This is a genomic window from Streptomyces malachitofuscus (genome assembly GCF_055571035.1).
In genome coordinates, this window is the sequence record NZ_JBVIGA010000007.1 from 326,616 (window position 1) to 348,007 (window position 21,392).

Consider the following 21,392-nt stretch of genomic DNA (forward strand, 5'->3'; position numbering starts at 1 on the left):
AGCGCCTACCATGCCGTCGTGACGCGCCCCTGGACGGTAAGAAGGATGGCCGATCAGTTTGTCGAGTTGCTCGGAACGGCTCCTGTCAGCGTCGATGGCGGCAAGCTGACGTTCGTCCGGGGAAGCCTGTGCACCATGCTTTCGATCTGGAAGGACCGCTACGACCGGTCAGCCTTCAGCTGGATGGTCTACACGGACTACACCGGTCTTCGTGATCGGATGGACGACTTCGGTGGGGTGGGCATCCGGATTGACCACCCCACGCCAACCGGCGACGCAAGTCCGTCCAGCATCCCTCCCGCCGCCTGCTATCCCTGGCCGGCAGGCAGCGCCCCGCTCGCCCCCGAGATCGCCGCCGGCGTCACTCGCTACGGTCCAGCCTCCCTGCACTTCGTTCGCGACTCCCATGACCTAGGGCTGCTGCTTCTGGCGGACACCCACGTCCACCGGGAGGGGGTCTGGTCGTTCACACCGGCCAACAGCGGACCGGCCCGGCTTGCACAGGCCATCCTTCTGGCTCGTCAGTGCGGTGATCAGGAACTGGAGCGGGCGGCTGTCACCAAGCTGCGGAACCGCGGCGAGGAACCGGTGGCCCCTTACCCCGACTACCTCTTCCGGCAGGCCGTCGCCGACTGGTCCAGGCAGTACGCCAAGGCCACCGGCATCGATCTCAGTGACCTGGCCAAGCTCAAGCGGAAGCGCCCCCAGTACCCCGAGATCCCGTAGCTCCACACGACTCCTCCATACTCGGGAGATGATCTCGCCATGACTGGTGTGATCACGGCATCGGAGCCCCGCTGGATAGGCCCGTTCACCGGGCTGAGTCCGCAGCAGTTCGGCACGCTCATCACCGCTTTGCGGGTGAAAGAAGCGGCCTGTGCACGCAAGGGACGGCCGTGGGGTCTGCCGCTGGAGAACCGCGTCCTGCTCGTCATTGCTTACTGGAGAACCAACCTGACACTGCGACAGCTCGCTCCGCTGTTCGGGATCTCGAAGTCGTCTGCCGCCCGCATCGTCGACCACCTCGGGCCCGCCCTCGCTCTGCGCCAGCGTCAGCGGTTCCGCAAGGATGCCGTGCTGATTGTAGACGGCACCTTGGTTCCCACCCACGATCACAGCATCGCCGAGCGTTCGAAGAACTACCGGTACTCCACCAATCACCAGGTCGTCATCGACGCCGACACCCGGCTTGTCGTCGCCGTCGGCCGACCTCTGCCCGGCAACCGCAACGACTGCAAGGCATGGGAGCTGTCCGGCGCGAAGGCCGCTGTCGGCAGGACAACGGTGATCGCTGACGGCGGCTACCGCGGTACCGGCCTGGTCATCCCGCACCGCCGTGAACGCGGTCAGGTCGAACTGCCTGCCTGGAAAGAGGAGCACAACGCTTCCCACCGCAAGGTCCGCGCCCGCGTCGAGCACGCCTTCGCGCGCATGAAGACGTGGAAGATCCTCCGCGACTGCCGCCTCAAGGGCGAGGGTGTTCATCGCGCCATGCTCGGCATCGCCCGACTCCACAACATCACCCTCGTCGGATGAGGCACGCCGATACGCGATCTACGCGCCGTAGATCGTTTACGGGACAGCCCTTAGCGCTTCGCGAGTACGTGTCAATCGACATGCACACCAAGGCTCGGAAGTTCGTCCACCAGGAGGGAGTCGACGCGCAACACTCTGACGCAGTCGCGGAAGCCTGCTGGTTGCGTGCAGCCGTCCAGAGCGCCCGAAATGGGGAGCGATTGCGGGGAGTTGAATATCCACCCCTCGGTGTCACTGGGCGGGACAGGGCGAGTGAACTGTCATGGTTGCGCACCGTTGCCCGTGCGTACCTCTCCTCGCCAGTCGTTTCGGAATTCGTCCGGCAAGAGCAGTAATCCATTCCACGGGCAGGGCGATTCGGAAAGGATCTCCTCACATGACAACTGACCTTCGCCCCAGCGAGTCGCGGCTGGCCCGCCGCATTACGGACTGGCTTGAACCGAAGAACTGGATCATCGCTGTCACCCTGCTGGTCGGTTGGCACACCGCGCAATGGACAGGCGTTGCCTGGGGAGTAGTCGGCGCCCTTTTCGCGGCCGTCATCCCAATCACCTTCATCAAGTACGGCATTCGCAAAGGTCACTGGGGCGACAGGCACGTCGGGGCGAAGCCAGCACGGCTTGTCGTGATGGCCGTCATCCTGTTCTCCGTAGCCACCGGCATCGTCCTGATGCTCGTTGCGGGGGCGCCGCGCACCATGGTTGGCCTCATCGTCTCGATGCTGGTGACGCTCGCGATCCTCACTGCAATCACCTTCGCCTGGAAGATCTCCGTTCATCAGGCCGTGTCAGCGGGCGCCTGCGCGATGCTCGTGCAGACCTATGGGCCGTGGATGGCTCTTGGCTTTCTGCTGGTCATCCTCGTTGGCTGGTCCCGCATCGAACTGCGTGACCACACACGCAACCAGGTAATCGCCGGCACGATCCTTGGCACCATCGTGGCGGCGGCGGTGTTCCATCTGGCGCGCTGACCCGGTGGTGGGAGCCCAGCAGGCCCGCCTCTCGGTGCGATGCTGCCGCCCGCCGTCAGGCGTGGGCGGCAGTCCTGCTCTGGATCAGGCCGGCCGGAGAAGCATCGCGTCGCACACCGGGAATTCGGGGGCGTGCTTGATGCGGTCCATGATCTGGTAGCCCCAGCGGATATGGGCACCTGCCTACGCGGACCGGACCTTGCAGAACGAATGACCTCTGCGTCACCGGTGTAGATGACTGCGCCGTGACGGTCAGCCTCGCCCTGCGGCCGGCGCTCGCCGAGACAGCCGAGCGCAACAGTGCGCCCTGGCCCGACTGCAGGACGTGGGCGGCTTCCAGCGGGATCCAGAAACACTCGAAACGGGTGGGCTCCTGGTCACCGTCATGGTCCTCCTGGCTGTCCCACCGCTCAGGGGTGGGCTCGGTCAGCCCCAGGTGGAAGAAGTGACGCCGCTGGACTTCGAACCGGTAGGGGCTGATGTCGTACTCGCTTTCGCCGAGCTTGCGCACGATCTCGAAGTCGCTCAGGCCGGTCTCCTCGCCGGCCTCCCGAAACGCGGCGGCCTCCGGGCTCTCGCCCGGGCGGATGGTGTCGTCGGGGGTCTGGGCCGGCTGCCATAGGACGCAGTCCGTGGCGAAGTAGCGGGCCATCCGGTGGTGCCCGCCGGGCACGTAGTGCAGAGTGCCGGCGTCCGCGGTGGACGCTGCCGTCCAGGACGACGCCGACGATGAGGGTGAACGTGCGCAGGTCGCGCGGCTCCAGGTGGGGGCAGGAGACGCCGTCGACGTGCATCCGCCTCACCGGCTGCTCGACGCCCTGCGGCAGCCGGATCTGGATCTGCGCCCGGCTGACCGGGGCGGTCCTCGCGGGCAGCAGCAGATCTCCGGCCAGCTCCATAAGGCCACTGCGCTGGTAGAGGGCGAGGATGTCGGGGTGCTCTTCCAGTTCGGGGGCGAAGGTGCGTTCGGTGTAGGCGGTGAGTCGCGCGGGGTCGTACGCCTCGGTCAGCCAGCCGCCGACGAGGCCACGGGCCCGGGACAGGACGACGCATGGACCAGGCCCCGGCGTATGAGGACGCCGTCGTCGAGGAATCGGCGCCGCTCGTCGTCGCTCCATGTTGCAGGGCTGGGCATGGTGAGCTCCTTCCAGAAGAAAATGGGGCAGGGGCGGGAAGGGGCCGCCCCGGTGCGAATGGGTGGGGAGCGGGTCAGCCGCGGCGGCCGAGGACGACCTGGAAGGAGGCGTGCTCGATGAGCCCGTCGGCGGCGGTGTGCTTGTCGAGCAGGGCGCGGGCTCGACGCTCGAAGTCGTCGAGCTGCTCCCCGAACAGCGGCCGGGCGGCGAAGCTGGTCGAGTACAGGTAGCCGATCACCGTCTCCGTGGTCCACTCCCGCTCGACGGCGATGGCGTGCTCCTCGACCCGGCCGAACGCGCTCTCGGCGAGGATGTCGCGGTAGGGCCGGTTGTGCGTGGCGTACTTCTTGCCCACCCCGGCTCTGCGCTCCTCGCCCAGGTATTCCTGGATCAGGGCGCGCAGCGCGTCGGTCCACTGGGTGCGCGCGGTCCACAGGCTGCCGTCGCCCATGACCGCGACGGAACAATTTTGCCTCCTATCGGGTGGCCGGGGGGAGCGCCAGGGGGTGCTCCCTCACCTGTTCGTCGGTGAACTCGCTGCTTGAGCCAGTCGTCCTCGACGATGTTGGAGGCCCAGGTTCTCTGGCTCGGCCTCCTCACGTCCTTCGGCGAGGACCTTCCAGATTCCTGGTTGCGTGTCCGCAGATGTGCTGTGACCTGGGCTGAACATAGCGAACATGTCCGGGGTTGCCGGTCTGAGGGCGAAGAGTCCCTCGGGGGAGTGATCTGCAGCAGCGATCCGCCGGGGGGAAGGAGAGAGACGTTGCCCGCGGGGGCCAGCCCGCTCCACGCCATTCCAGAGTTTTCGGAGACTCGGCCCAACTCGCCTACAGCGAACCTGCTTTGTGAATCAGGCGATCCCTTGGCAGACTGCTGGCTCCACCTGGTTCGGAACTACCCGAACCCCACGAGGACGAAGGTAGGGTCGTATGGCGGCGATCGGACTGGCTGCGGCGATCGAGGAGCTGCGGCAGGAGCTGTATCAGGCCCAGGACCAAGGTAGTGGTGAACAGTTCTCTTTCCAGGTGGAGGAGGCTCAGCTGGAGCTCACGCTGGAGCTGCGCCATACCGGCCAGGCCGATGGGAAGGTGGAGTTCGGGGTGGTAAGGGGAGGCGTTGGGGGTACGCGAGCCTCGGGCCGCACGCACAAGCTGACGCTCAAGCTGAAGGTCAAGGACAGGGCAGCCGGCGGGTCGAGCCCTGAAATCTCGCACAACCGGTCCGGCTCGTGGGACGACGAGGACTGAGTTGGACGCGCGCAGGCTGGCGGACGTCCGCGGCGGCGTCGCGGACGGGTATCGGAGCCTCGGCTCTGGATACGTCATCGCGCCGAGGCTGGTACTGACGGCCCGGCACGTGGTTGTCAGGGAGGAGGCATCGCTCGCGTGGCCGCGCATCATCGTGCGGGTCGGCCACCCGAGGCCGGGCAGCCGGGTGGAGCATTCCGCGACGGTGGCGTGGGTCCATCCCGAGCAGGATGTCGCTGTTCTCCTGCTGGACGAACCGGTACCGGTGTCGGGCCCAGTGCGTTGGGGAGAACCCGTCGGAAGGAAGCCGCTGCCGTACGAGGCGATCGGCTTCCCAGAGGCAGCGGTCAAGGCCGACGGCAGGCGGCAGCCTGAGCATCTCCGCGGCAACCTACCTGTGCTGACCGGGGGTAACGGCCCCGGCAAGAACTATGCCCTGGATCAGGATGTGGCCCCGGCAGAGTCTGAGGATGGCGAGCAGGCTTGGGCGGGTGCTTCGGGCAGCGCGGTGTTCTGCTACGACCATCTTGTCGGTGTGGCCATCCATGACGACGACGCATTTGCGAACCGCAGGCTCCATGCCTGCCCGGCGCACATTTTCGTGACTCATCCGGAATTCATCGAGCTGATGGAGCGTTATGCGGAGGTGCCTGTACTGAGCACCGTGTCCGCGGACGAGCCGCCGGACGCCCAAGCCGAGTATGCCCTCGACCTGCTGCTTCGACTGTCGGAAGGTGCCGTCTCCGACGCGAACATCGTGGCCAGGGGACCTGACGAGCAGTTACTGATGCTCTCGGGCGGCATGTACGTAAGCCGCCATGTTGAGGCGGACATCCTGCGCCGCCTGGACGAGGGGAAGGTCACCCTGGTCGTCGGCGAGGCAGGACACGGCAAGACCACGTTGCTGTGGGGTCTGCACCACGAGTTGAACGCTCAAGGACGGCAGCCCGTGCTCGTGCGAGCTAGCGATCTACTCGCCGGGCTGAGGCGGGAAGGCCAAAGCACGGCGGGAATCTCTCCGCCGCAGCTGCACGCCGCACTCCCCGGACTGGCGCAGTCGGAGAAGCGGCCAGTCCTGCTCCTCGACACCCTCGACCTGCTCTTGCACAGTGACGACACCCGCAACGTGGTCGTCGAGCTGCTGACCTCCCTAGTGCGGCTGCGCATTCCCACAGTGGTGACGTGCCGTCCGGTAGAAGCCACCCTCCTGCGCTCCACTGGTGTAGAGGACCAGCTACCCAACAGGCGCATCAACCTGCTGTCGTACGACGACGAGGAATGCCGGGCCGCCGTGCACGCCTATAGCCGACACTTCTACGCGGGGGTGCGGACCTTCACCGCGGACGAGGTGGCGAACAGCGTTCTCAATGCCGCCTCCCGCGGCCGGGCGCTGCGGGAGGTGTGTGCCAACCCATTCGCATTGCGGTTGCTGTTCGAGGTCTACGCTCCGGAGAAGCCGGACGAGGACGTGGACACGCCGCGGCTGTACGACGAGTACTGGCACAAGCGGATCCGCGCTGATCGGCGGGCATGGCGGCGTCCGGAGGAAGACCAGGACGTCGATCTTTCCGGGTTTGCCGAGTCGACCGCGCGGCTCCTGCTCGCTCTCGGTCGGCTTGACATCACTCGGCCGGAACTTGAAGCGCGCTTGCGGGCCATGGAGACCTCCGGTCCGGTGGGGGCCTCCGCCGCGATCGATATTTTGCGGACCCGAGGTGTCTTCACCCTGCGCCCGCAAGTCAACCGACTGTGGTTCTTCCATCAGACGTTCTTCGAGCACGCGGCTGCGCGAGGCGTCCTGACGTGCGGTGCCGAGGCGGTCCAAGAGCTACTGGAACGTGTGAAGCAGGACCCAGGCGATCTGTTCTTCGGCGAGGTGGCCTCCGAGGTGCTCCTCATGGCTGACCGCTGGTACGCCTCGGGTACTGACCCCCTTGCCGGCCTGCTTGGCCCCTGGCTGACCTCGGACCGTCCATCGCTGGTGAGCCTGGCTCTGCCGGTCTATGCGAAGCTCAAGCATCCCGACGGCGAGCTGGTCACCCTTGGACGCGCCACCCTCGAGCGTGCTGAACCCAACGACGTCCGCCGATTTCTCACCATGCTGCCCTCGGTCGTACACCCCGATCCGGCACGGCCCTTCGGGGACCTTGCGGTCATCTGGAACCGACCAGACAGCCAGCGATTTGCCCTGCGCAGACCGCTTCTGGAGGCACTGATCCGCCTCGCCGCTACGAACGCCACGGAAGCGTGGCGGTTCATTCAGGACCACGCATGCCTGGACTGGCTGCGGGAGCGGCCCGTCGACAACAGGGGATACAACGAGTACCCGTACACGGCCGTCCTTTCGGCCATCGCCGCAGCCGACCCGGAGACTGTGCTGGACGAAGCGCTCGCCTTCGCAGAGCGGCTCGCCAAGGCCGGCAACGGCGGGGGATTGACGGACCTGACACTGGGCGTCATCGGCTGGTGTCACACCCCCCGGCTCGCCGGTCGCGCGGCCAAGGGAGTGCTGACCGCACTGGAGCGGCTGAACCCGAAGATGACCAGTCTCGACCTGGAACGTGCTTATGCTCGCCTGTTCCTTGCCACCAGACCCAAGTGCGCCGACGCCGCACCGGCCGTTGCAGAGGCTTTCGAGGCCGACCAGAACCGCGGGGCAAGCCCGCTGAGTCGCCGCGCGGTACTTCGGGGATGGGCCGCAGCCGTCATGCAGGCGGCCGACGAGGCACACGTGTCCAACTTCCTGAGTGAATGCCTCTCTACCCGGAAGCCGCACCAACAGGTCGCGGTCTGCAACGCGGTTCTCACCGAGGCGCTGATCGGCCAGCCGGAGCGCTTCACACGCACGCCCTTGGCCGCACCAGCGTGGGGCGCTGACGAGAACGTCACTGCCTCTCCCCTCACCGCTCAAGTCGTCCTCCGGTGCAAGGAAGCCCTGAAGGCCCTACCCTGCCAGCACAAGGATCCGGACGGGGCCAAGACACTCCCATGGCTGATGCGCAGGGCACTTCAGGACGCTGACCTGCCAGATAACATGCTGCGCGATCTGCTTCCGGTCGTACAGGAGGAGGCAGCCGAACGTTACTGGCTGACCTCGGACGCGTGCTGTGTGTTCCTGGTGGATGCGGCGGCCGGGGGCCACCCTCAAGCAGAGCGCATGCTGCATACGTTCCTCACCTCCCCGGACGCTCGCCAGCGTGTCACCGCGCTGACCACCGGAAAGGACAGCGTCACCAGGATCGGAGGAGACCTACAGCGCAAGGTCACCACGCACCCGCACCTCATCGACGACCTGCTCCCCTACGCGGAGAGCACTAATCAGCCCGACCTCGTGCAGCAGGCCGTCACGAAGTTGCACAGGGCGGACCGGTCGACAGCTCAGGCTTGGTTCACGTCGACTCAGTGGTCGCGCCTGGTCGACTACCGCAAGCGCTTGGTGAAACATGCCCTGCCGCACATCCGACGCCAGGGCTACATGCTGTGGAGAGCTCTTCTCGATGTTGGGGTCGAGGTCCATCCTCAAGCCACCGAGATGACGGACGCCCTCAAGACCGCGGCCGCGCAGGACCTGCGAGAGTCCCTGCTCGGGCTGGCCGAGGACACAGTCCGTGCCCGGCGGTGGGGTCCGGATTCGGTACCCCTGGTGCATCAGGTACTCCAGCCAATCATCGACGCGGGTGCTCGTCGGCGTGCGACGGGAGTAACCGAGGGGAAAGCCATCGCCCAGGAGGCGACAGCCAGGCGGGTGATGGCCCAGACGTACGCGAACCTAGGGAACATGGAGGACGCCTACGACGTGGCCGAAGCCCTCCTCTCCCTGGCAACGGACTCCGAGTACGACGTCGGAGATGAGACTCAGCGAGGGTTCCTGAGCAGGATCATTGAACCCTACGGCTTTCTCATCGACAGGATGGCGGATCACAACGCCTCCTGGGCAGCGGAGCTACTGGTCATGGCCGCGGAAGCCCTGCAGGAAGTCCAGCGGGACGGAGCCAAATGGAAGCGGGAGATTGCCCGAACCTGGACCGGTACCGTTCTCCGGCTCACCGAAGGGCTGAGGGAGGCTGAACGGGAGGTTCTCGCCCGTAAGCTGATGATTGAACCTACCCTGGCCACTTCAGTGCTGGTGGAGACGGTGGACAAGACGGATATCACGCCTGCGTGGGTGCGCAGACTGCTTGACGATTCCGCGGTTCCCGGTGAGGTCCGGACAAGACTCCACGGCACCTTGCTGCTGCACTCACGGAAGGGGCACGCCCATTCGGGATGGCCCGAACTTCTGCGGTATCGCTCACGGTGATGGGGATCGGACGATCCGGTGGAGCCCATGCCGTCGCTGCCCTCCTTGGGGAGGGCAGCGACGGCCGGAGAATAGCAGCGGCCCGTTCGGCATCCGCATCACTGAGAAGCTGCTGGTTACTGGGGTCGAGTGGCGATGATGGCTTCGGTACGTACGAGCTCGTCAAAGGTGCCGGCGCGATTGAAGTCGGTGAGGGCCTGGCGGAGGTCGCGCTCGAAGGCGTCCTTGTGGTCGCCCAGCTGGGCGGGACTGCTGTAGCTGTAGGAGAGCTGGAGGCCGATCACGGAGTCCAGGTCGCGGGTGACGGTGCGGTCCCAGCGGACGACTTCGATCAGTGAGAACGGGGAGCGGGCGAGTACCTGGGTTCGGCCACCCTATCGATTGGGCCCGATGTCTCCGGGATCGCAGTGGGGCGGCGCCGAGTGAGCAGGACAGCCCGGCGGTCGGAGAGGGTGGCAGCATTTCGTGTGCCTCCCCGAGGATGGCCAAAGCGCGTCGAGATCACCATCAGCCGTCTCGTAGCTGTCCACGTGCACCAGAACCTCGACCACCGCTGCTGCACTTGGACGCCGATCGCTGAGATCCTGCTCGGCGCCACCGAGAACGATTCTGTGAAGTCGCACTGTAGAGATACCGCTCAAGCGCTATGGGCGGCGGGCATGGCGATGCTGCCGCCTGCGGCTGTACGCAGGCGGCAGGTGTTCCAGCGATCAGGCGGGGCGGAGGAGCATCGCGTCGTACACGGGGGATTCGGGGGCATGCTTGATGCGTCCCATGATCTGGTAGCCCCAGCGGAGATACGCACCGTGCGCCGGCTCGTTGTCGATGATGCAGGTGAGGGCGGTCCAGGGCTGGTCGCGGCGGCCGGCGATGACGGCGTCGTGGAGGCGGCGGCCAACACCGTGGTTGCTGTGGGCGGGGCGGACCATGAGTTCACGGAGCCAGAAGATCTCTTCGGCCTTGGCGGCGGCTTGTGCGTCGGCTGGCCGAGCGTCGCCGAGGGAGGTCCACCAGGGCTTGTCGGCGGGCAGGGTCACGCCGTGGACATAGCCGATCAGCTGCCCGTTGAGGCGTGCCGTGACGGTTTCGAAGCCCGTCATGGTGAACGCGGCATGCAGCCGGTCCGCGTAGGAGGCGACTGAGAAGAACGGATCGTCCGCGTACGGCGGAACGTTGTAGATCTCGGCGTACGTGTCGATTAGTTCGTCGGCGATCGCCTTAGCCGCGTCCCCGCCGTAGTGCTGGAGAGCGAGGTCGATATCCGCCACGGTGTTGGGTTCCCTTCGTCGGGTGCTTACGCGGTGTATGCGGTGAGGCGCTCGGCCATCTCGCGGGCGGGCTGGTGGGCCTTGTGCAGGCTCAGGCCGTTGCGGACGAGGGTGAGCTGCTTGATGTTGCGGGTGGAGGTCATACCGCCTTCGATCAGCTGCAGGGACTCGTCGACCGCGTGGACGCTGTGATCGAGGTCGTGGCCTTGGAGGGCGGCGTAAGCGAGGCGGGCCAGGCACATGCCGCGGTTGCGGGAGCGTGCGATGTCCTGGAGTTGCGCCGAGCGGTCCAGGAGTTTGACGGACTGCCGGTGCTGTCCGAGGTCGAGGCGGCACATGCCTTCCAGACACGTGAGTTCGGCCTCGTTGAGGAAGCCGGTCCAGTCGGGATCGCGCTGGCTGGTGCCGTGCTCGAAGTGGTTCCAGGCCCGCTTGATGGCGTTGCCCGCGGAGATCTCGTCGCCGAGGCGAGCGTGCCCCTGGGCCTCTCGGATGGCCAGCAGTGCCGCGACGCGGGGCGGCGCGGACCACTCGGTGGCGTGGGCCTGGGCGAAGCGGGAGAAGCGGATCGCTTCGCGGGCTTTGCCGAGGTCGACGGACTGGCGGGCCATGTTGGACAGGGTGCGGGTGGCGAGGGCGTCGTCGCCGTCGAGCATCGCGGTGTTGAGGGCTTCGGAGAAGAAGACGCGGGCCTCGGTCTGCCGGTCGGCGTCGTAGCAGAACCACCCGAGCGAGGTCGTCAACTGGCCTGCAATCGCATGGAGTTCCTGGCCGACGGGTTCGCTGTAGGTGCCGTGGTCGATGAGGTGGTGGAGCCACAGGAGCTGGTTGCGGGCGCCGCGCCACAGCCGGTCGCTGCCGAACTGCTGGTCGAGGGCGTCGAGGTCGTGTGCGGCGGAGCGGAGGTTCTCCACGTCGTCGTGGCTGACCCGCAGTTCGTCATCGCCTGGTGCTGCCGAGGCGGTGGGGGAGAGCCAGGGCAGGCCGGCGCCGGCTGCGGAGCCGAGCGCGGCGGCTCCGGTGGCGAAGAGTTGGCGGCGGTTCACTGGATCGTGGGTCTCGAATTCCGTGCGGATGACAGGCGGGACCGGCTCGGTGACGGCGAGAGTGCTCGGGGCGGTGTCTCCGGTCGTGCTGAAGCCGAGCTCGTGGATCGGTCTGTCGTAGAAGCGTTCTAAGAGTTTGCGGTGGTCGGGGTGTGGCCACGGAGGAGCATCGCTCTCCCAGCGGCGGAACTGCCGGGGGCTGACGGACGTGCGCTTCGTCAGTTCGCCCGTCTCGAACATCGCCGCGGCGAGCTTGGAGAGCTCCTCGGCGTTCTGCTCCTGTGTCAGGTGCATGCGTCGGCGCTCCCGCTTGAGGTGGCGGTTACCGCGTGCTGCCTCGCTCATACGTCCCCCGGCGGGAGTCCTCACGTGTGTTCACCCACCGTAGTGGCGGCCTGCATCCGATGGGAGCCGTCGGCCGGGTCAAAAGGCCGATGGCCGGTGAGAAGGCCGCTAAAAGGCCGATCGAGGGCCGGTTCCCGGACGGCGAGGGGCCGTTGGAAGACCTGGGCACCGGTTCAGCGTGGCGGTGTCCTTGAAGCACCGGCCGCGCACCGTCGCGGTCGCCCCCATGCCGACGAAGGACCCCCACATGCCCGTGTTCGTGATCCTGCGCCCGAAGGCGCCGAGATGAGCGTCACCGTGACCCGACGCCCCGAGCCGACCGATGCTCACCCGCGACCGGCACAGCCGGTGACTTCCCGTGAGACGACGCTGGAAGGCACCGCGAAGATGGCCGGATGTGCCCGTCGGTTCCTGCGGCGCACCGCGACGGCCTGGTCCGTGGAGGTGGACGCCGCCGAGGCTGCCGAGGTGATCGTCTCAGAGCTGTTCACCAACGCCGTGCAGCACGCACAGGCCGAGCGGATTCGTCTGCGCCTGCGCCGCCAGCACGCGCTGCTGCATGTGGAGGTCTTCGACCCGCAGCCGCACGGCGAGCTGGTAGCCGCGCGGCCGGGCCCGGACGCTGAGGACGGCCGCGGCCTGGAGATCGTCGAGGCTCTGTGCCTGCGCTGGGGCCGCCGGCCCGATGCCGATCGCTGCGGCTCGGTGTCATGGGCCTGCCTGCCGGCCCCCGGCGCCGAACCGGCTCAGCACGATCGTGCCGCCGACCCGGAACAGCCCTGCGAGGCCGGTAACCTGCCTCGGCCCGTGGCCATGATGCCTGTGCACCCCGCACCTGTGCCGTCCGAAGGAGACCTCGTGCCGCCCTCCCCGCTGCCCCCGCCTACGCTCTACGAGTCGTGGGAGGTACTCGCTGACGGCCTTCACGTCCAGCGCCTCGCCCTGCACCTGCCGCAGTTGCGCGAGCAGCTCACCACGCAGACGGCGGGGACCGGCATCACGGTTGCTGCCTTGGTCGCCCGTCCTGCCGAGGTGCCCACCGCACAGGCCCTGGCGCTCATCGACGCGGCTAGCTTGAGTGCCTGGGTAGATCTGCCCGCCGAGCACGGCCGGCCCGATGCCGCGGTCAGCCCTTTGGCCAGCGCCGCCGAGGACGTCCACGCCCTGCTTCTGCCCGGCGTCACCGACGACGCGCTGCGCGGCGCCGTGCGAGTGGTCGTCGCTGCATCGGCCTGGTGGGTCGGTGTCTTCGCCGCCATCCGGCACCTCGGCGTGCACCACAGCAGCCTCACGCCCGTCAAGGACACCGTCGGTCCGGACACACTGCGCGAGGCGGTCCGCGTCGTCGCACTCGGAACCGCTCAACGCGTTCTCGCCCACCAGTTGCGGCACGACGCGAGTGAGGAAGCAGTCCGGCTCGCGTACTGCCGGGCCGTTACCGAAGGAATCGTCATCGAGCCGACGCTGCCGGCGCTCCTGGAGGAGCTGGGCGAGCTGCGGCTCGTGGACCTGGTGACCACGTCGATCCCCTGGCGCGGCCGTTTCGCGAAGTACGCCGGAGGCACCGGCGCCGGGCAGGTGGAGTGAGCCGATGCAGAACGCGCGCAACCCGTTCATCGTTGTCGAGGGCATGGACGGCACCGGCAAGACCACCTTGCGCAAGGGGCTCTTCCGCCTCTTCGAGGGCCTGTACCGGGTCACCCCGCTCGCGGTGCTGACCACCAACTTCCTCGACGCGTCGGTGGCCGCCGACCTGGTCGAGGGCAAGTACCAGCCGTCCGCCGACAGTCAGTACCGCTATCTGGCCGCGCTCGCCGCGGACAAGCAGGCCACCGCCACCCGACTGATCGTGCCGTCGCTGCCGGCGCGCCAGGTGATCGCGGACCGGTGGCTGCTGTCCGAACTCGCCTTCTTCGCGGTCAAGCACGACCGGAGCCCGAAGGAGACCTATCCCCACCTGGCCGAACACCTCGGCGTCATCCCCGACCTCACGCTGGTCCTCGACATCTCACCCGAGGCCGCCATGGAGCGGGCCGCCGCCCGCTCGGGCGACGCCACCCGCCCGGACTGGGACGTCCTGGACATCCAGGCCCGCGTCCGGGAGATCTACCAGACGGTCACCGACGAAGCCGCCGCCTACCCGGCCCTGGGCCCGGTGGTCCGCATCGACGCCGCCCAGGACCGCGCCACCGTCCTGCACACCGCCTGGCAGGCCCTCGACCAGCGTGGCCTGCTCCCCGAATTGTCCGAAGGAGCCCAGTGAGCACGCACACGGACGTGGACATATCAGCGCTGAAGGACCGCCTCGCCCAGGCCCGGTTAGCCCGCACGCCCCTGCGCGCCGTCGGCGCCGCGAGCGCGGTGGCGGCCAAGGTCGCCGTGGAGGCCGGGTTCGATGCCCTGTGGGTGTCGGGCCTGGAGGTCTCCACGGCCCTGGGCCTGCCGGACGAGAATGTGCTCGGCCCCCGCGACCTGACCGACGTCGTACGGGCCCTCACTCGCACCGCGCCGCTGCCGGTCATCGTCGACGTCGACAACGCCGGCGGCCAGGTCGCCACCGCCCGACGCTTCGCGGACGACCTCGCCCACGCCGGGGCCGCAGCCCTGTGCCTGGAGGACAGTGCCTATCCCAAGACCAACTCGTTCGCCCTGCACCGCACCCAGGAGCTCGCCAAACCCGCGCTGATGCAGGAACAGTTGGCGGTGATGCGGGCCGCAGCCGGGCACGAGATGCTCCTCATCGGGCGGACCGAGGCCCTGATCTGCGGCACCGATCTGCCGGAGGCCATCAGCCGGGCCCGCACGTACGAGCAGGCCGGAGCGGACGCCGTCCTGATCCACTCCAAGGACACCACCGGCCGCCAGGCCCTGGCCACCGGCGCCGCCTGGACAGGCGACGTGCCTTTGGTGACCGTGCCCACCGCCTTCCCGCACCTGGCACCCCAGCGGCTCGGCGAGGCCGGCTTCGCGCTGGCCATTTACGCCAACCACCTCTCTCGCGCCGCGCTCGCCGCGATGCGCCAGGTCGCAGCCTCCTTCTCCGCCACCGGCTCCTTCACCGCCGGTGGCATCCCGCTCAGCGACGTCGCCGACCTGCTGCAGGTCGCCGACCCGGCTGCCCGCGCCTGCCTGTAGATGCCGCCGGGCCCTGCTTCACGGACTTCGTCCCGCTCCAACCCCGCACCACCAGCATCCGCCGGGCATCGGCCGCGGCGGGCTCGACGAGGGAAGGAACACTCCGCGCCATGACAGCCCTGCCCCGCATCAGCGTGTCGGTCAAGGCCGCGATCGTCCATCAAGGCCGCATCCTGCTCATGTCGTACGACGACCACTCCGGCTTCCACTACAACCTGCCCGGCGGCAAGGCGAAGGCCGGCGAGCCGCTGCGCGACGCCGTGGTGCGCAAGGTCAAGGACGAGACCGGGCTCCGGGTGCGCACCTCACGGCTGCTGTTCGTCGTCGAGTACGTCCCCGAGCAGTACAACGACGAATTCGGCACCGTCCACAAGACCCAGCACAACTTCCTCGCCGAGCTCCTCGACGAGGACACCGCGCCGCGCGAGTCCGACCCGCCGGACCCGATCCAGGTCGGCTTCGAATGGGTGCCGCTCGAGGAGTTCGGGGACAAGTACCTGCTGCCGCGGGTCAACCAGCAACTGCTCAACGCGCTTGCCGGGGACCCGGCCGACCGCGACGTCCTCGTGGACCGGTGGTGACCATGCACTCCCGCCCCGCTTCTGTGCTGAACCTCGCCGAACTGCGCGACTGGCTCCTCGATCACCACGGCGACACCGTGGACGCGGACCGGCTGCCCGCCATCCGCACCGAACTGGAACACCTCGCCACTCGTCAGGTTGCCGGAGCCGTCGTGGAACTCGGCTGCTACCAGGGTGCCATGGCCTTATGGATGCGGGCCGTGCTGGACGCCACCGCACAGCACGAACGCCCCGTCCACGTCTACGACTCCTTCCAGGGACTGCCCGAACGCAGCGAACAGGACCCGGAGCTGTTCCCGGCCGGATCCCTGCGCGCTGAGCCGGAGCAGGTGCTCGCCCTGCACGACCGCTGGGGCCGCAGCCCGCCCGTGATCCACCCCGGCTGGTTCGCCGACACCCTCCCCGACCAGCTGCCCGACCGGATCGCCTTCGCCTACCTGGACGGCGACTACTACGACTCCATCCGCACCTGCCTGACCGCCTGCGTTCCCCGAATGGCCCCGGGCGGCACGCTGATCGTCGACGACTACGCCGACCTGGAGGCGAATCCGAAGGCGTGGAACGGACTGCCCGGCGTCAAAGCGGCCTGCGAGGACTACTATCGCACGCCGTCGCCGCTGGAGGTCATCGTCGGCGCTGGCGACCTGGCCTTCGGCCGCTACACCGCGCCCGCGAGGGCAGAGCAGTGAGCGGCATCTCGACGGCCCCGCTGCTCGTGATTGTGCCCGGCGCGGCCGACCCCGTGGTGCTCAGGCGGCACCTTCCCGGCTGCGCGATCCGCGTGATTGAGTCCCTCGACACGGCCGACCTAAATCTGGCCGCCCGCGCCGAGGTGCTTGTGCTCAGGTCGGGGCACCGGCTCAACGCCGAGCGCCTGCCCCGGTGGCCGAAGCTTCGGCATGTGATCCGCGCCGGGTCGGGGCTGGACGGCCTTGACGTCGAGGCCCTGGCCGCACGCGGCGTCACCGTGCACCGCAACCCCGCCCCGGCCGCCGACGCGGTCGCCGAATGGGCGCTGGCCGCATTGCTCGGCCTCGCTCGCCGAATTCCGTACGGGCACGCCACCCTGTTCAGGGGGCAGCACACGAAGGAGCAGTGCATCGCCCCGCCGATCTCCCGTATGAGGGTGGCGATTTGGGGTGCCGGCCCCGTTGGCCGAGCGTGCGCGACCGCGCTCGCGCCGTACGTCGATGAGATCGCCTTCGCGGCCCGGCCCAGCCTGCCCGACACCCTGCCCGCCCGCCCCGGCCACGAGCTGCCGACGTGGGCGGACGCCCACGTCGTGGCGCTCCCGCTCACCGGCGAGAACCGGCGCCGGTTCGGTCCCGAGTTCCTTACTACGGCACGCGAGCGGCGCCCGCTGCTGATCTGCGTCGGCCGACTCGGCACGCTCGACGTCGACGCCTGTCTGCGCGCGCTCGTCGATGACCAGCTGGGCGGCCTCGCGCTCGATCCAGGACGCTGACCGGTTCAGGCCCGTGCCCGCGTTGCCCGAGCCGCGGTGGCTGAGCGCCGCCGCGCACAGTCCCTTCTTCGCCTCCGTCCAGGCCCGCCTCGCCGACGCCCTGCTCGCGCTCTGGCCCACCAGCGCCGAGCCGGAGCCGGTCGACGAGGCGGGGCTCGGCGGCTTCGGCTGGCTGCCGCAGCGATACAGCGACGGCTGGTTCCTGCGCCGGGGCGATGTCCGCGTTCCGCTCACCGACGGCCAGATGCGCGCCTGGCAGCGCTCCGTCGCACGGCGCGCCCGCACCTGAAACCCATCCGTCCACCCACGACAGGGGACGTCCCGATGCCCAGCACGCTCACCACCCCCACGACGACTGTCGGCGCCGAAGTGTGGCGGCCCTTGGAGGACACCGACAACGCCGCGGCGGTTTCCGTCGTCCTCAAGCTGCGCGGCGAGACCTGCGACGTCGACTGCCTGTACTGCTTCGAGAAACGCAAACTCGTCCCCGGCGGCGCCCAGATCACCGTCAAGCACATACGCCGCCTCGGCCAGATCTTCGGTGAGCGGCCTCTCGCGATCGAACTGCACGGTGGGGAGCCCCTGACCGTCGGCAAGGACGCCATGGCCGCGCTCCTCGACGAACAAGCCGCCCAACCCACCGTGCACCGCGTCCACTTGCAGACCAACGGCGTGCGGCTGGACGGTGAGTGGCTCGACCTGTTTGACGCCCACTATCCGGGCCTGCACATCGGCATCTCCATGGACGGCGACGAACAGGGCAACTCCTGGCGCGTCGGCTACGACGGCACCAAGATCTACCCGCACATCGTGGACACCCTCAATCTGCTGGCGGAGCGCGGACGCACCTGCGGCATCGTCACCGTGGTCACACCCGCCGTCCTGGGCCGCGCCGCGGAGGTCATCGACCACATCGCCTCCTTCGACGCGGTACGCGCCGTGCACCTCCTGCCCGCCTTCGATTCCACCGTCACCAAGCCGCTCACGGCGACCGGCCGCCGTACCAGCCCCAGCCGCCGCCTCCAGGCCCGTGCGGTCGGCACCGCCGGAGCGGCCTGGGCGATCACTCCCGCGCAGTACGCCGAGTTCGTCATCGAGGCCGCTGCCCGCTGGATCGGCGCCGGCCACTTCCGGCGGATCAAACTCGACCCGGCCGTCGCCACGATCCGCCGCATCAAGGGCCTGGACACCGCCCACTGCCACTTCGCCGCGCACAAGTGCTCCCACGTCTTCACCGCCTACCCCGATGGCCGCTTCGGCTCGTGCGACGAACTTCCCTGGCCCCAGGCCCATCTGCTGCCGCTCGCCGCCGCCCGCAGCGAGCCGGACGTCACCGAGGCCCAGCACACCAACCCGCTGCTCACCGCCGGACGGGAAATGATGATGAAGTGCGTCCCCTGCCCGTACCGGAGGGTCTGCGGCGGCGGGTGCACGGCCACCCGCTGGCGCATGCTGAAGGCGACCGGCAGCGATAACGCGTACTGCGACCACCGCGTGCGCCTCATCGACGGCATAACTCATCTGCTCGCCGCCCCCGACCACCCGGCTGGCGCTCTCTGCCTCCGCGCCCACTGGCGGCCCGTCGCCCCGAACGTCATGCACGATGTCGACGCTTTCCTCGCTCGCTGGGACGATCCGGCAGCCCACCGTTTCCCGGCCCGGCTCCGGGCCAGTGACCACGGCAACATCAATGCCGCCGGCCTGCCCCGCGGTCACGCGGCCGACGACCTCGACCCGCTCCACCCCCAGTGGCGCGAGGGCATAGAGGAGCGAGTGTGGCCGCTGGTCGACACGATCACCCGCAGCTGGAAGGCCATCACTTACGACTCCTGCCAGGGGCACGCCCACACCGGCACCGGCCTGACGCCGTCCACATTCCGCGTCGGCCTGCTGCCGCGCACCCGCGCCGAGTACGCCGCGCTCGCCGCCCGGCTGTGCCACACGCTCGCCGCCGCCGATGGCTTCCTGCCCGCCGCCGTCACCGCGGACCTTGTCCGCACCGAACTGACCAGCGCCCGCACTGGTCGCCGTCACCAGGTCCTCAACCTCGCCCTCACTCCGGCCCCCGGCAGCACGTGGGCCGACTACTTCACCGACCTCGACCAGGCTGTACGCACGCTCACGCACGTCGCCCGCCACGCCCCGGCGGTCACCGGATGCGCCTGCGCCCTTCGCCCGCCCCGCCCCGCCCGGGAGGCACGATGATCCACATAGCGGAGACGCTCACCGTCTCCAGCATCGAGAACTTCCTCACCCCCGACGAGATCACGACCCTGACCGCCGCCGTGGATGACGCCCTCGGCGATGACGGCATCCGCCGCTTCGACACGGAGCGCACGACCACCTTGCACTCAATCCCCGGCCACACCAGCGAGCAGGCCATGACCGTCTACGAGCCCGCCGGCCGCCTAGAAATCCACCCGCCGCCCGAGACCGCGGCCAAAATCCTCGCCCACGCCGTCGAGCGGGCGATGCCCGCACTGCGGCGAGCCCTGCCCGCCCTGACCTCCTGTCGTGAATGGATGTACGTCGAGTACGCGCCCGGACAGCACATCACCCCCCACGTCGACGGCATCGCCCCTAACCCCACCGACCCGGTCCGCCAACTCGCCGGGATCAGCGTCGTCCTGGACCACGCCGACGACGGCGGGGAGTTCTTCGTCGAGACCGCCTCCCACGCCGTCCTGTGGAGCGACCAGCACGGCGGCGACGGTTATCACCCGGGCATGGCGTTCACCCACGACGGTGCCGACCACTCCGCCGAATGGTTCCGCACCATGCCGCGCACCCGCTGGAACGTGCGCCCCACGCCCGGTACCGCTCTGCTGTATGGATCCCAGGTCACCCACGGCACCGAGCCGGTCCGCGCAGGGCGCGAACGCAAGTTCATCAGCTGGCTGATCAACGAAGCCTGACCGGCCATGCCCCCGCCCATCCGCAGCCCGCCTCCTCAGGCACTGCATCCCGACCAGTCCCTGCAACCCACGGAGGAAGAGATGACGACCGATGCGTGCGGCGAGTTCCTCGCCGCCGTGGACCAGCTGCGCGACGACGGCGGCACCGTGCGCCTGACGGCCCACACCTCCAGCGTCTCCGCCGACGCCTGGAGCGCCCCGGCCACCGGCGCCGAACCGGCCCCGGCTACCTCGGAGGCAGACAGCGCCATCTGATCGGGCCAGCCCATCCGGCCTGCCCCACATCACAGACCCGGTGCCGGCGCCCCACGGCCCGGCACCGGGGCCCCCGTTGCCAAGGAGCCTGCCGACATGAACGACATCGCCGCCGCCCTCGACCTGGACGTCATCGCCGTCCACCGCCGCGAACGCACCGCCGCCGCGCTGACCCTGCTCGACCCCGGTTCCGTCTTGCCGCCGGACGACGAGGCACTGCCCTTGGCCTGCGCCCTGGCACACCACCGGCTCGAAGGCGCCGAAAACGCCGCACGCCGCCGCGACACGACCGCCCTCGACTGGTACCGCAACGCCGCCGGCCCCGCCCTGGCTCGCCTGGCCCACTCCACTCGCCTCGGCCCGCGCATCGTGATTGCCCCGAACGAGGACGAGATGATCCGCGGCCCGCACTCCGACACCCCGTACTACGTCCTCGGCCCCGACACGACCGGCGCCGCCCAGCCCCTGGCCGCGCTGGCCGACGATGCCTCCGGCCACATCGCTGCCACCGGCCTCGACGAGCTTGTCGAAGCGCACGCCGCCGTGATCTGCCTGACCGACCGACGCAGTCCCGACCAGACCCTGCGCAGCTTCGCGATTACCCGGCTCCCGGCGACCGTCTTTACCGACCACACCGGTGACGCTGCCGTGCTGGGCCGCGACCTCGTCCACGAAGCCGCCCACAACTGGCTCAACGACGCCCTCGCCGCGCTCCACATCACCATCCCCGACGACGAGACATACTTCTCCCCGTGGCGCGGCACCCAGCGGCCCGCGTACGGGTTCCTCCACGCATGCTTCGCCTTCCCTCTCACGATGATCTACGCCGCCCGGGCGCGGCTCCGCGCCACCGGAGCCGGAAATGCCGTCCTCGCCGACCATGAACGCCAACAGCGGCCCCGGCTGGACGTCGCCCAGGACGACTTCACCCGCGCTGTGAAGTTGATTCCCGACCCCGGACTGCGTGAACGGCTCGACAGCGTTTTCCAGCACGCCCGCACGCTCTGAACTACACCCATAGACCGCAGGGACTTCGAGGATCTCGCGCGCAACACCAGCCGCTACCATCCAGGACGGCAACCTCATCCCATCACGAGCCCGAAGTTGGAGATCTTCTTCTTCGCAAGAAGATCTGAAAGGGCGGAGGCCCTTCCCGCGCGCCCTCGTGCTCCTCGGCGAATACTCAGATTTCT

23 protein-coding genes are annotated in these 21,392 nt (G+C 68.6%); 17 read left to right on the plus strand and 6 right to left on the minus strand.

Going from position 1 to position 21,392, the window contains the following annotated elements; translation table 11 throughout:
- Window positions 1–45 precede the first annotated feature (45 nt).
- The 4 genes from ACZ44S_RS13430 (at window position 46) to ACZ44S_RS13445 (ending at window position 2,506) form a co-directional block, all read left to right on the plus strand.
- A complete protein-coding gene (locus ACZ44S_RS13430; protein ID WP_466928042.1) occupies window positions 46–726 on the plus strand; it encodes a hypothetical protein in 681 nt (226 codons plus the stop codon).
- 39 nt (window positions 727–765) lie between these two features.
- Window positions 766–1,536 (plus strand): transposase, encoded by a 771-nt coding sequence (locus ACZ44S_RS13435; RefSeq protein WP_386624693.1) that lies wholly within the window; start codon window positions 766–768, stop codon window positions 1,534–1,536.
- Window positions 1,537–1,616: 80 nt separating this feature from the next.
- On the plus strand, window positions 1,617–1,871 hold the full coding sequence (locus tag ACZ44S_RS13440; protein WP_466928095.1) for a DUF6545 domain-containing protein: 255 nt from the start codon (window positions 1,617–1,619) through the stop codon (window positions 1,869–1,871).
- A gap of 41 nt (window positions 1,872–1,912) precedes the next feature.
- Entirely contained in the window at window positions 1,913–2,506 is a 594-nt protein-coding gene (locus tag ACZ44S_RS13445; protein ID WP_390994245.1) for a phosphatase PAP2 family protein, read from the plus strand.
- A gap of 55 nt (window positions 2,507–2,561) precedes the next feature.
- Here the strand turns inward: ACZ44S_RS13445 and ACZ44S_RS13450 are convergent, their stop codons facing one another.
- From ACZ44S_RS13450 to ACZ44S_RS13460, 3 genes are all read right to left on the minus strand, one after another.
- Window positions 2,562–3,179 (minus strand): NUDIX hydrolase, encoded by a 618-nt coding sequence (locus tag ACZ44S_RS13450; RefSeq protein ID WP_390994244.1) that lies wholly within the window; start codon window positions 3,177–3,179, stop codon window positions 2,562–2,564.
- A gap of 333 nt (window positions 3,180–3,512) precedes the next feature.
- Window positions 3,513–3,641, minus strand: a complete 129-nt coding sequence (locus ACZ44S_RS13455; protein WP_390994243.1) for a hypothetical protein — start codon at window positions 3,639–3,641, stop codon at window positions 3,513–3,515.
- A gap of 74 nt (window positions 3,642–3,715) precedes the next feature.
- Complete coding sequence (locus tag ACZ44S_RS13460; protein WP_390994242.1) at window positions 3,716–4,093, minus strand: hypothetical protein; 378 nt, start codon at window positions 4,091–4,093, stop codon at window positions 3,716–3,718.
- A gap of 478 nt (window positions 4,094–4,571) precedes the next feature.
- Between ACZ44S_RS13460 and ACZ44S_RS13465 the strand changes: the two genes are divergently transcribed.
- The gene (locus ACZ44S_RS13465; RefSeq protein WP_390994241.1) at window positions 4,572–4,889 is read left to right on the plus strand and encodes a trypco2 family protein; all 318 of its coding nucleotides are present in this window, start codon (window positions 4,572–4,574) and stop codon (window positions 4,887–4,889) included.
- 1 nt (window position 4,890) lies between these two features.
- Window positions 4,891–9,189 (plus strand): trypsin-like peptidase domain-containing protein, encoded by a 4,299-nt coding sequence (locus ACZ44S_RS13470; RefSeq protein WP_466928045.1) that lies wholly within the window; start codon window positions 4,891–4,893, stop codon window positions 9,187–9,189.
- Window positions 9,190–9,305: 116 nt separating this feature from the next.
- On the opposite strand, the gene ACZ44S_RS13475 is transcribed toward ACZ44S_RS13470, so the two are convergent.
- The 3 genes from ACZ44S_RS13475 to ACZ44S_RS13485 form a co-directional block, all read right to left on the minus strand.
- Entirely contained in the window at window positions 9,306–9,473 is a 168-nt protein-coding gene (locus tag ACZ44S_RS13475; RefSeq protein ID WP_390994239.1) for a hypothetical protein, read from the minus strand.
- Between the two features lie 426 nt (window positions 9,474–9,899).
- A complete protein-coding gene (locus tag ACZ44S_RS13480; RefSeq protein WP_390994238.1) occupies window positions 9,900–10,457 on the minus strand; it encodes a GNAT family N-acetyltransferase in 558 nt (185 codons plus the stop codon).
- A 26-nt stretch (window positions 10,458–10,483) separates the two neighbouring features.
- Window positions 10,484–11,797, minus strand: coding sequence for a hypothetical protein (locus ACZ44S_RS13485; protein ID WP_390994237.1), 1,314 nt, complete (start codon window positions 11,795–11,797; stop codon window positions 10,484–10,486).
- A gap of 336 nt (window positions 11,798–12,133) precedes the next feature.
- Here ACZ44S_RS13485 and ACZ44S_RS13490 point away from each other — a divergent pair, with 336 nt between their 5' ends.
- The 11 genes from ACZ44S_RS13490 to ACZ44S_RS13540 all read left to right on the plus strand — a co-directional run bounded on the left by ACZ44S_RS13490 (window position 12,134) and on the right by ACZ44S_RS13540 (window position 21,207).
- Window positions 12,134–13,435 carry an ATP-binding protein gene (locus tag ACZ44S_RS13490; protein WP_466928049.1) on the plus strand — a complete coding sequence of 434 codons (1,302 nt, stop codon included), beginning with the start codon at window positions 12,134–12,136 and terminating at the stop codon, window positions 13,433–13,435.
- Window positions 13,436–13,439: 4 nt separating this feature from the next.
- Entirely contained in the window at window positions 13,440–14,111 is a 672-nt protein-coding gene (locus ACZ44S_RS13495) for a dTMP kinase (protein WP_390994235.1), read from the plus strand.
- Window positions 14,108–14,983: an isocitrate lyase/phosphoenolpyruvate mutase family protein gene (locus ACZ44S_RS13500; RefSeq protein ID WP_390994234.1), complete on the plus strand. Its 876-nt coding sequence runs from the start codon at window positions 14,108–14,110 to the stop codon at window positions 14,981–14,983. The genes ACZ44S_RS13495 and ACZ44S_RS13500 overlap by 4 nt, the downstream gene beginning before the upstream one ends.
- A gap of 110 nt (window positions 14,984–15,093) precedes the next feature.
- Window positions 15,094–15,564 (plus strand): NUDIX domain-containing protein, encoded by a 471-nt coding sequence (locus ACZ44S_RS13505; RefSeq protein ID WP_390994233.1) that lies wholly within the window; start codon window positions 15,094–15,096, stop codon window positions 15,562–15,564.
- Between the two features lie 2 nt (window positions 15,565–15,566).
- Window positions 15,567–16,253, plus strand: coding sequence for a TylF/MycF/NovP-related O-methyltransferase (locus ACZ44S_RS13510; RefSeq protein ID WP_466928097.1), 687 nt, complete (start codon window positions 15,567–15,569; stop codon window positions 16,251–16,253).
- The gene (locus ACZ44S_RS13515; RefSeq protein WP_466928052.1) at window positions 16,250–17,029 is read left to right on the plus strand and encodes an NAD(P)-dependent oxidoreductase; all 780 of its coding nucleotides are present in this window, start codon (window positions 16,250–16,252) and stop codon (window positions 17,027–17,029) included. The genes ACZ44S_RS13510 and ACZ44S_RS13515 overlap by 4 nt, the downstream gene beginning before the upstream one ends.
- A gap of 22 nt (window positions 17,030–17,051) precedes the next feature.
- On the plus strand, window positions 17,052–17,318 hold the full coding sequence (locus tag ACZ44S_RS13520; protein WP_466928055.1) for a hypothetical protein: 267 nt from the start codon (window positions 17,052–17,054) through the stop codon (window positions 17,316–17,318).
- A 35-nt stretch (window positions 17,319–17,353) separates the two neighbouring features.
- On the plus strand, window positions 17,354–19,234 hold the full coding sequence (locus tag ACZ44S_RS13525; protein WP_466928058.1) for a radical SAM protein: 1,881 nt from the start codon (window positions 17,354–17,356) through the stop codon (window positions 19,232–19,234).
- A complete protein-coding gene (locus tag ACZ44S_RS13530; protein ID WP_390994229.1) occupies window positions 19,231–19,944 on the plus strand; it encodes a 2OG-Fe(II) oxygenase in 714 nt (237 codons plus the stop codon). The genes ACZ44S_RS13525 and ACZ44S_RS13530 overlap by 4 nt, the downstream gene beginning before the upstream one ends.
- A gap of 81 nt (window positions 19,945–20,025) precedes the next feature.
- Window positions 20,026–20,199: a hypothetical protein gene (locus tag ACZ44S_RS13535; RefSeq protein ID WP_390994228.1), complete on the plus strand. Its 174-nt coding sequence runs from the start codon at window positions 20,026–20,028 to the stop codon at window positions 20,197–20,199.
- A gap of 96 nt (window positions 20,200–20,295) precedes the next feature.
- Window positions 20,296–21,207: an aKG-HExxH-type peptide beta-hydroxylase gene (locus tag ACZ44S_RS13540; protein ID WP_390994227.1), complete on the plus strand. Its 912-nt coding sequence runs from the start codon at window positions 20,296–20,298 to the stop codon at window positions 21,205–21,207.
- Window positions 21,208–21,392: the final 185 nt, after the last annotated feature.

Bases quoted from the DNA above. Each gene is read 5' to 3' on its own strand.
- ACZ44S_RS13465 (WP_390994241.1), top strand. From the start codon at position 4,572: ATGGCGGCGATCGGACTGGCTGCGGCGATCGAGGAGCTGCGGCAGGAG.
- ACZ44S_RS13525 (WP_466928058.1), top strand. From the start codon at position 17,354: ATGCCCAGCACGCTCACCACCCCCACGACGACTGTCGGCGCCGAAGTG.
- ACZ44S_RS13540 (WP_390994227.1), top strand. From the start codon at position 20,296: ATGAACGACATCGCCGCCGCCCTCGACCTGGACGTCATCGCCGTCCAC.
- ACZ44S_RS13455 (WP_390994243.1), bottom strand. From the start codon at position 3,641: ATGCCCAGCCCTGCAACATGGAGCGACGACGAGCGGCGCCGATTCCTC.
- ACZ44S_RS13440 (WP_466928095.1), top strand. From the start codon at position 1,617: ATGCACACCAAGGCTCGGAAGTTCGTCCACCAGGAGGGAGTCGACGCG.
- ACZ44S_RS13435 (WP_386624693.1), top strand. From the start codon at position 766: ATGACTGGTGTGATCACGGCATCGGAGCCCCGCTGGATAGGCCCGTTC.
- ACZ44S_RS13495 (WP_390994235.1), top strand. From the start codon at position 13,440: ATGCAGAACGCGCGCAACCCGTTCATCGTTGTCGAGGGCATGGACGGC.
- ACZ44S_RS13445 (WP_390994245.1), top strand. From the start codon at position 1,913: ATGACAACTGACCTTCGCCCCAGCGAGTCGCGGCTGGCCCGCCGCATT.
- ACZ44S_RS13460 (WP_390994242.1), bottom strand. From the start codon at position 4,093: ATGGGCGACGGCAGCCTGTGGACCGCGCGCACCCAGTGGACCGACGCG.
- ACZ44S_RS13505 (WP_390994233.1), top strand. From the start codon at position 15,094: ATGACAGCCCTGCCCCGCATCAGCGTGTCGGTCAAGGCCGCGATCGTC.
- ACZ44S_RS13530 (WP_390994229.1), top strand. From the start codon at position 19,231: ATGATCCACATAGCGGAGACGCTCACCGTCTCCAGCATCGAGAACTTC.
- ACZ44S_RS13510 (WP_466928097.1), top strand. From the start codon at position 15,567: ATGCACTCCCGCCCCGCTTCTGTGCTGAACCTCGCCGAACTGCGCGAC.
- ACZ44S_RS13490 (WP_466928049.1), top strand. From the start codon at position 12,134: ATGAGCGTCACCGTGACCCGACGCCCCGAGCCGACCGATGCTCACCCG.
- ACZ44S_RS13535 (WP_390994228.1), top strand. From the start codon at position 20,026: ATGACGACCGATGCGTGCGGCGAGTTCCTCGCCGCCGTGGACCAGCTG.
- ACZ44S_RS13430 (WP_466928042.1), top strand. From the start codon at position 46: ATGGCCGATCAGTTTGTCGAGTTGCTCGGAACGGCTCCTGTCAGCGTC.
- ACZ44S_RS13485 (WP_390994237.1), bottom strand. From the start codon at position 11,797: ATGCACCTGACACAGGAGCAGAACGCCGAGGAGCTCTCCAAGCTCGCC.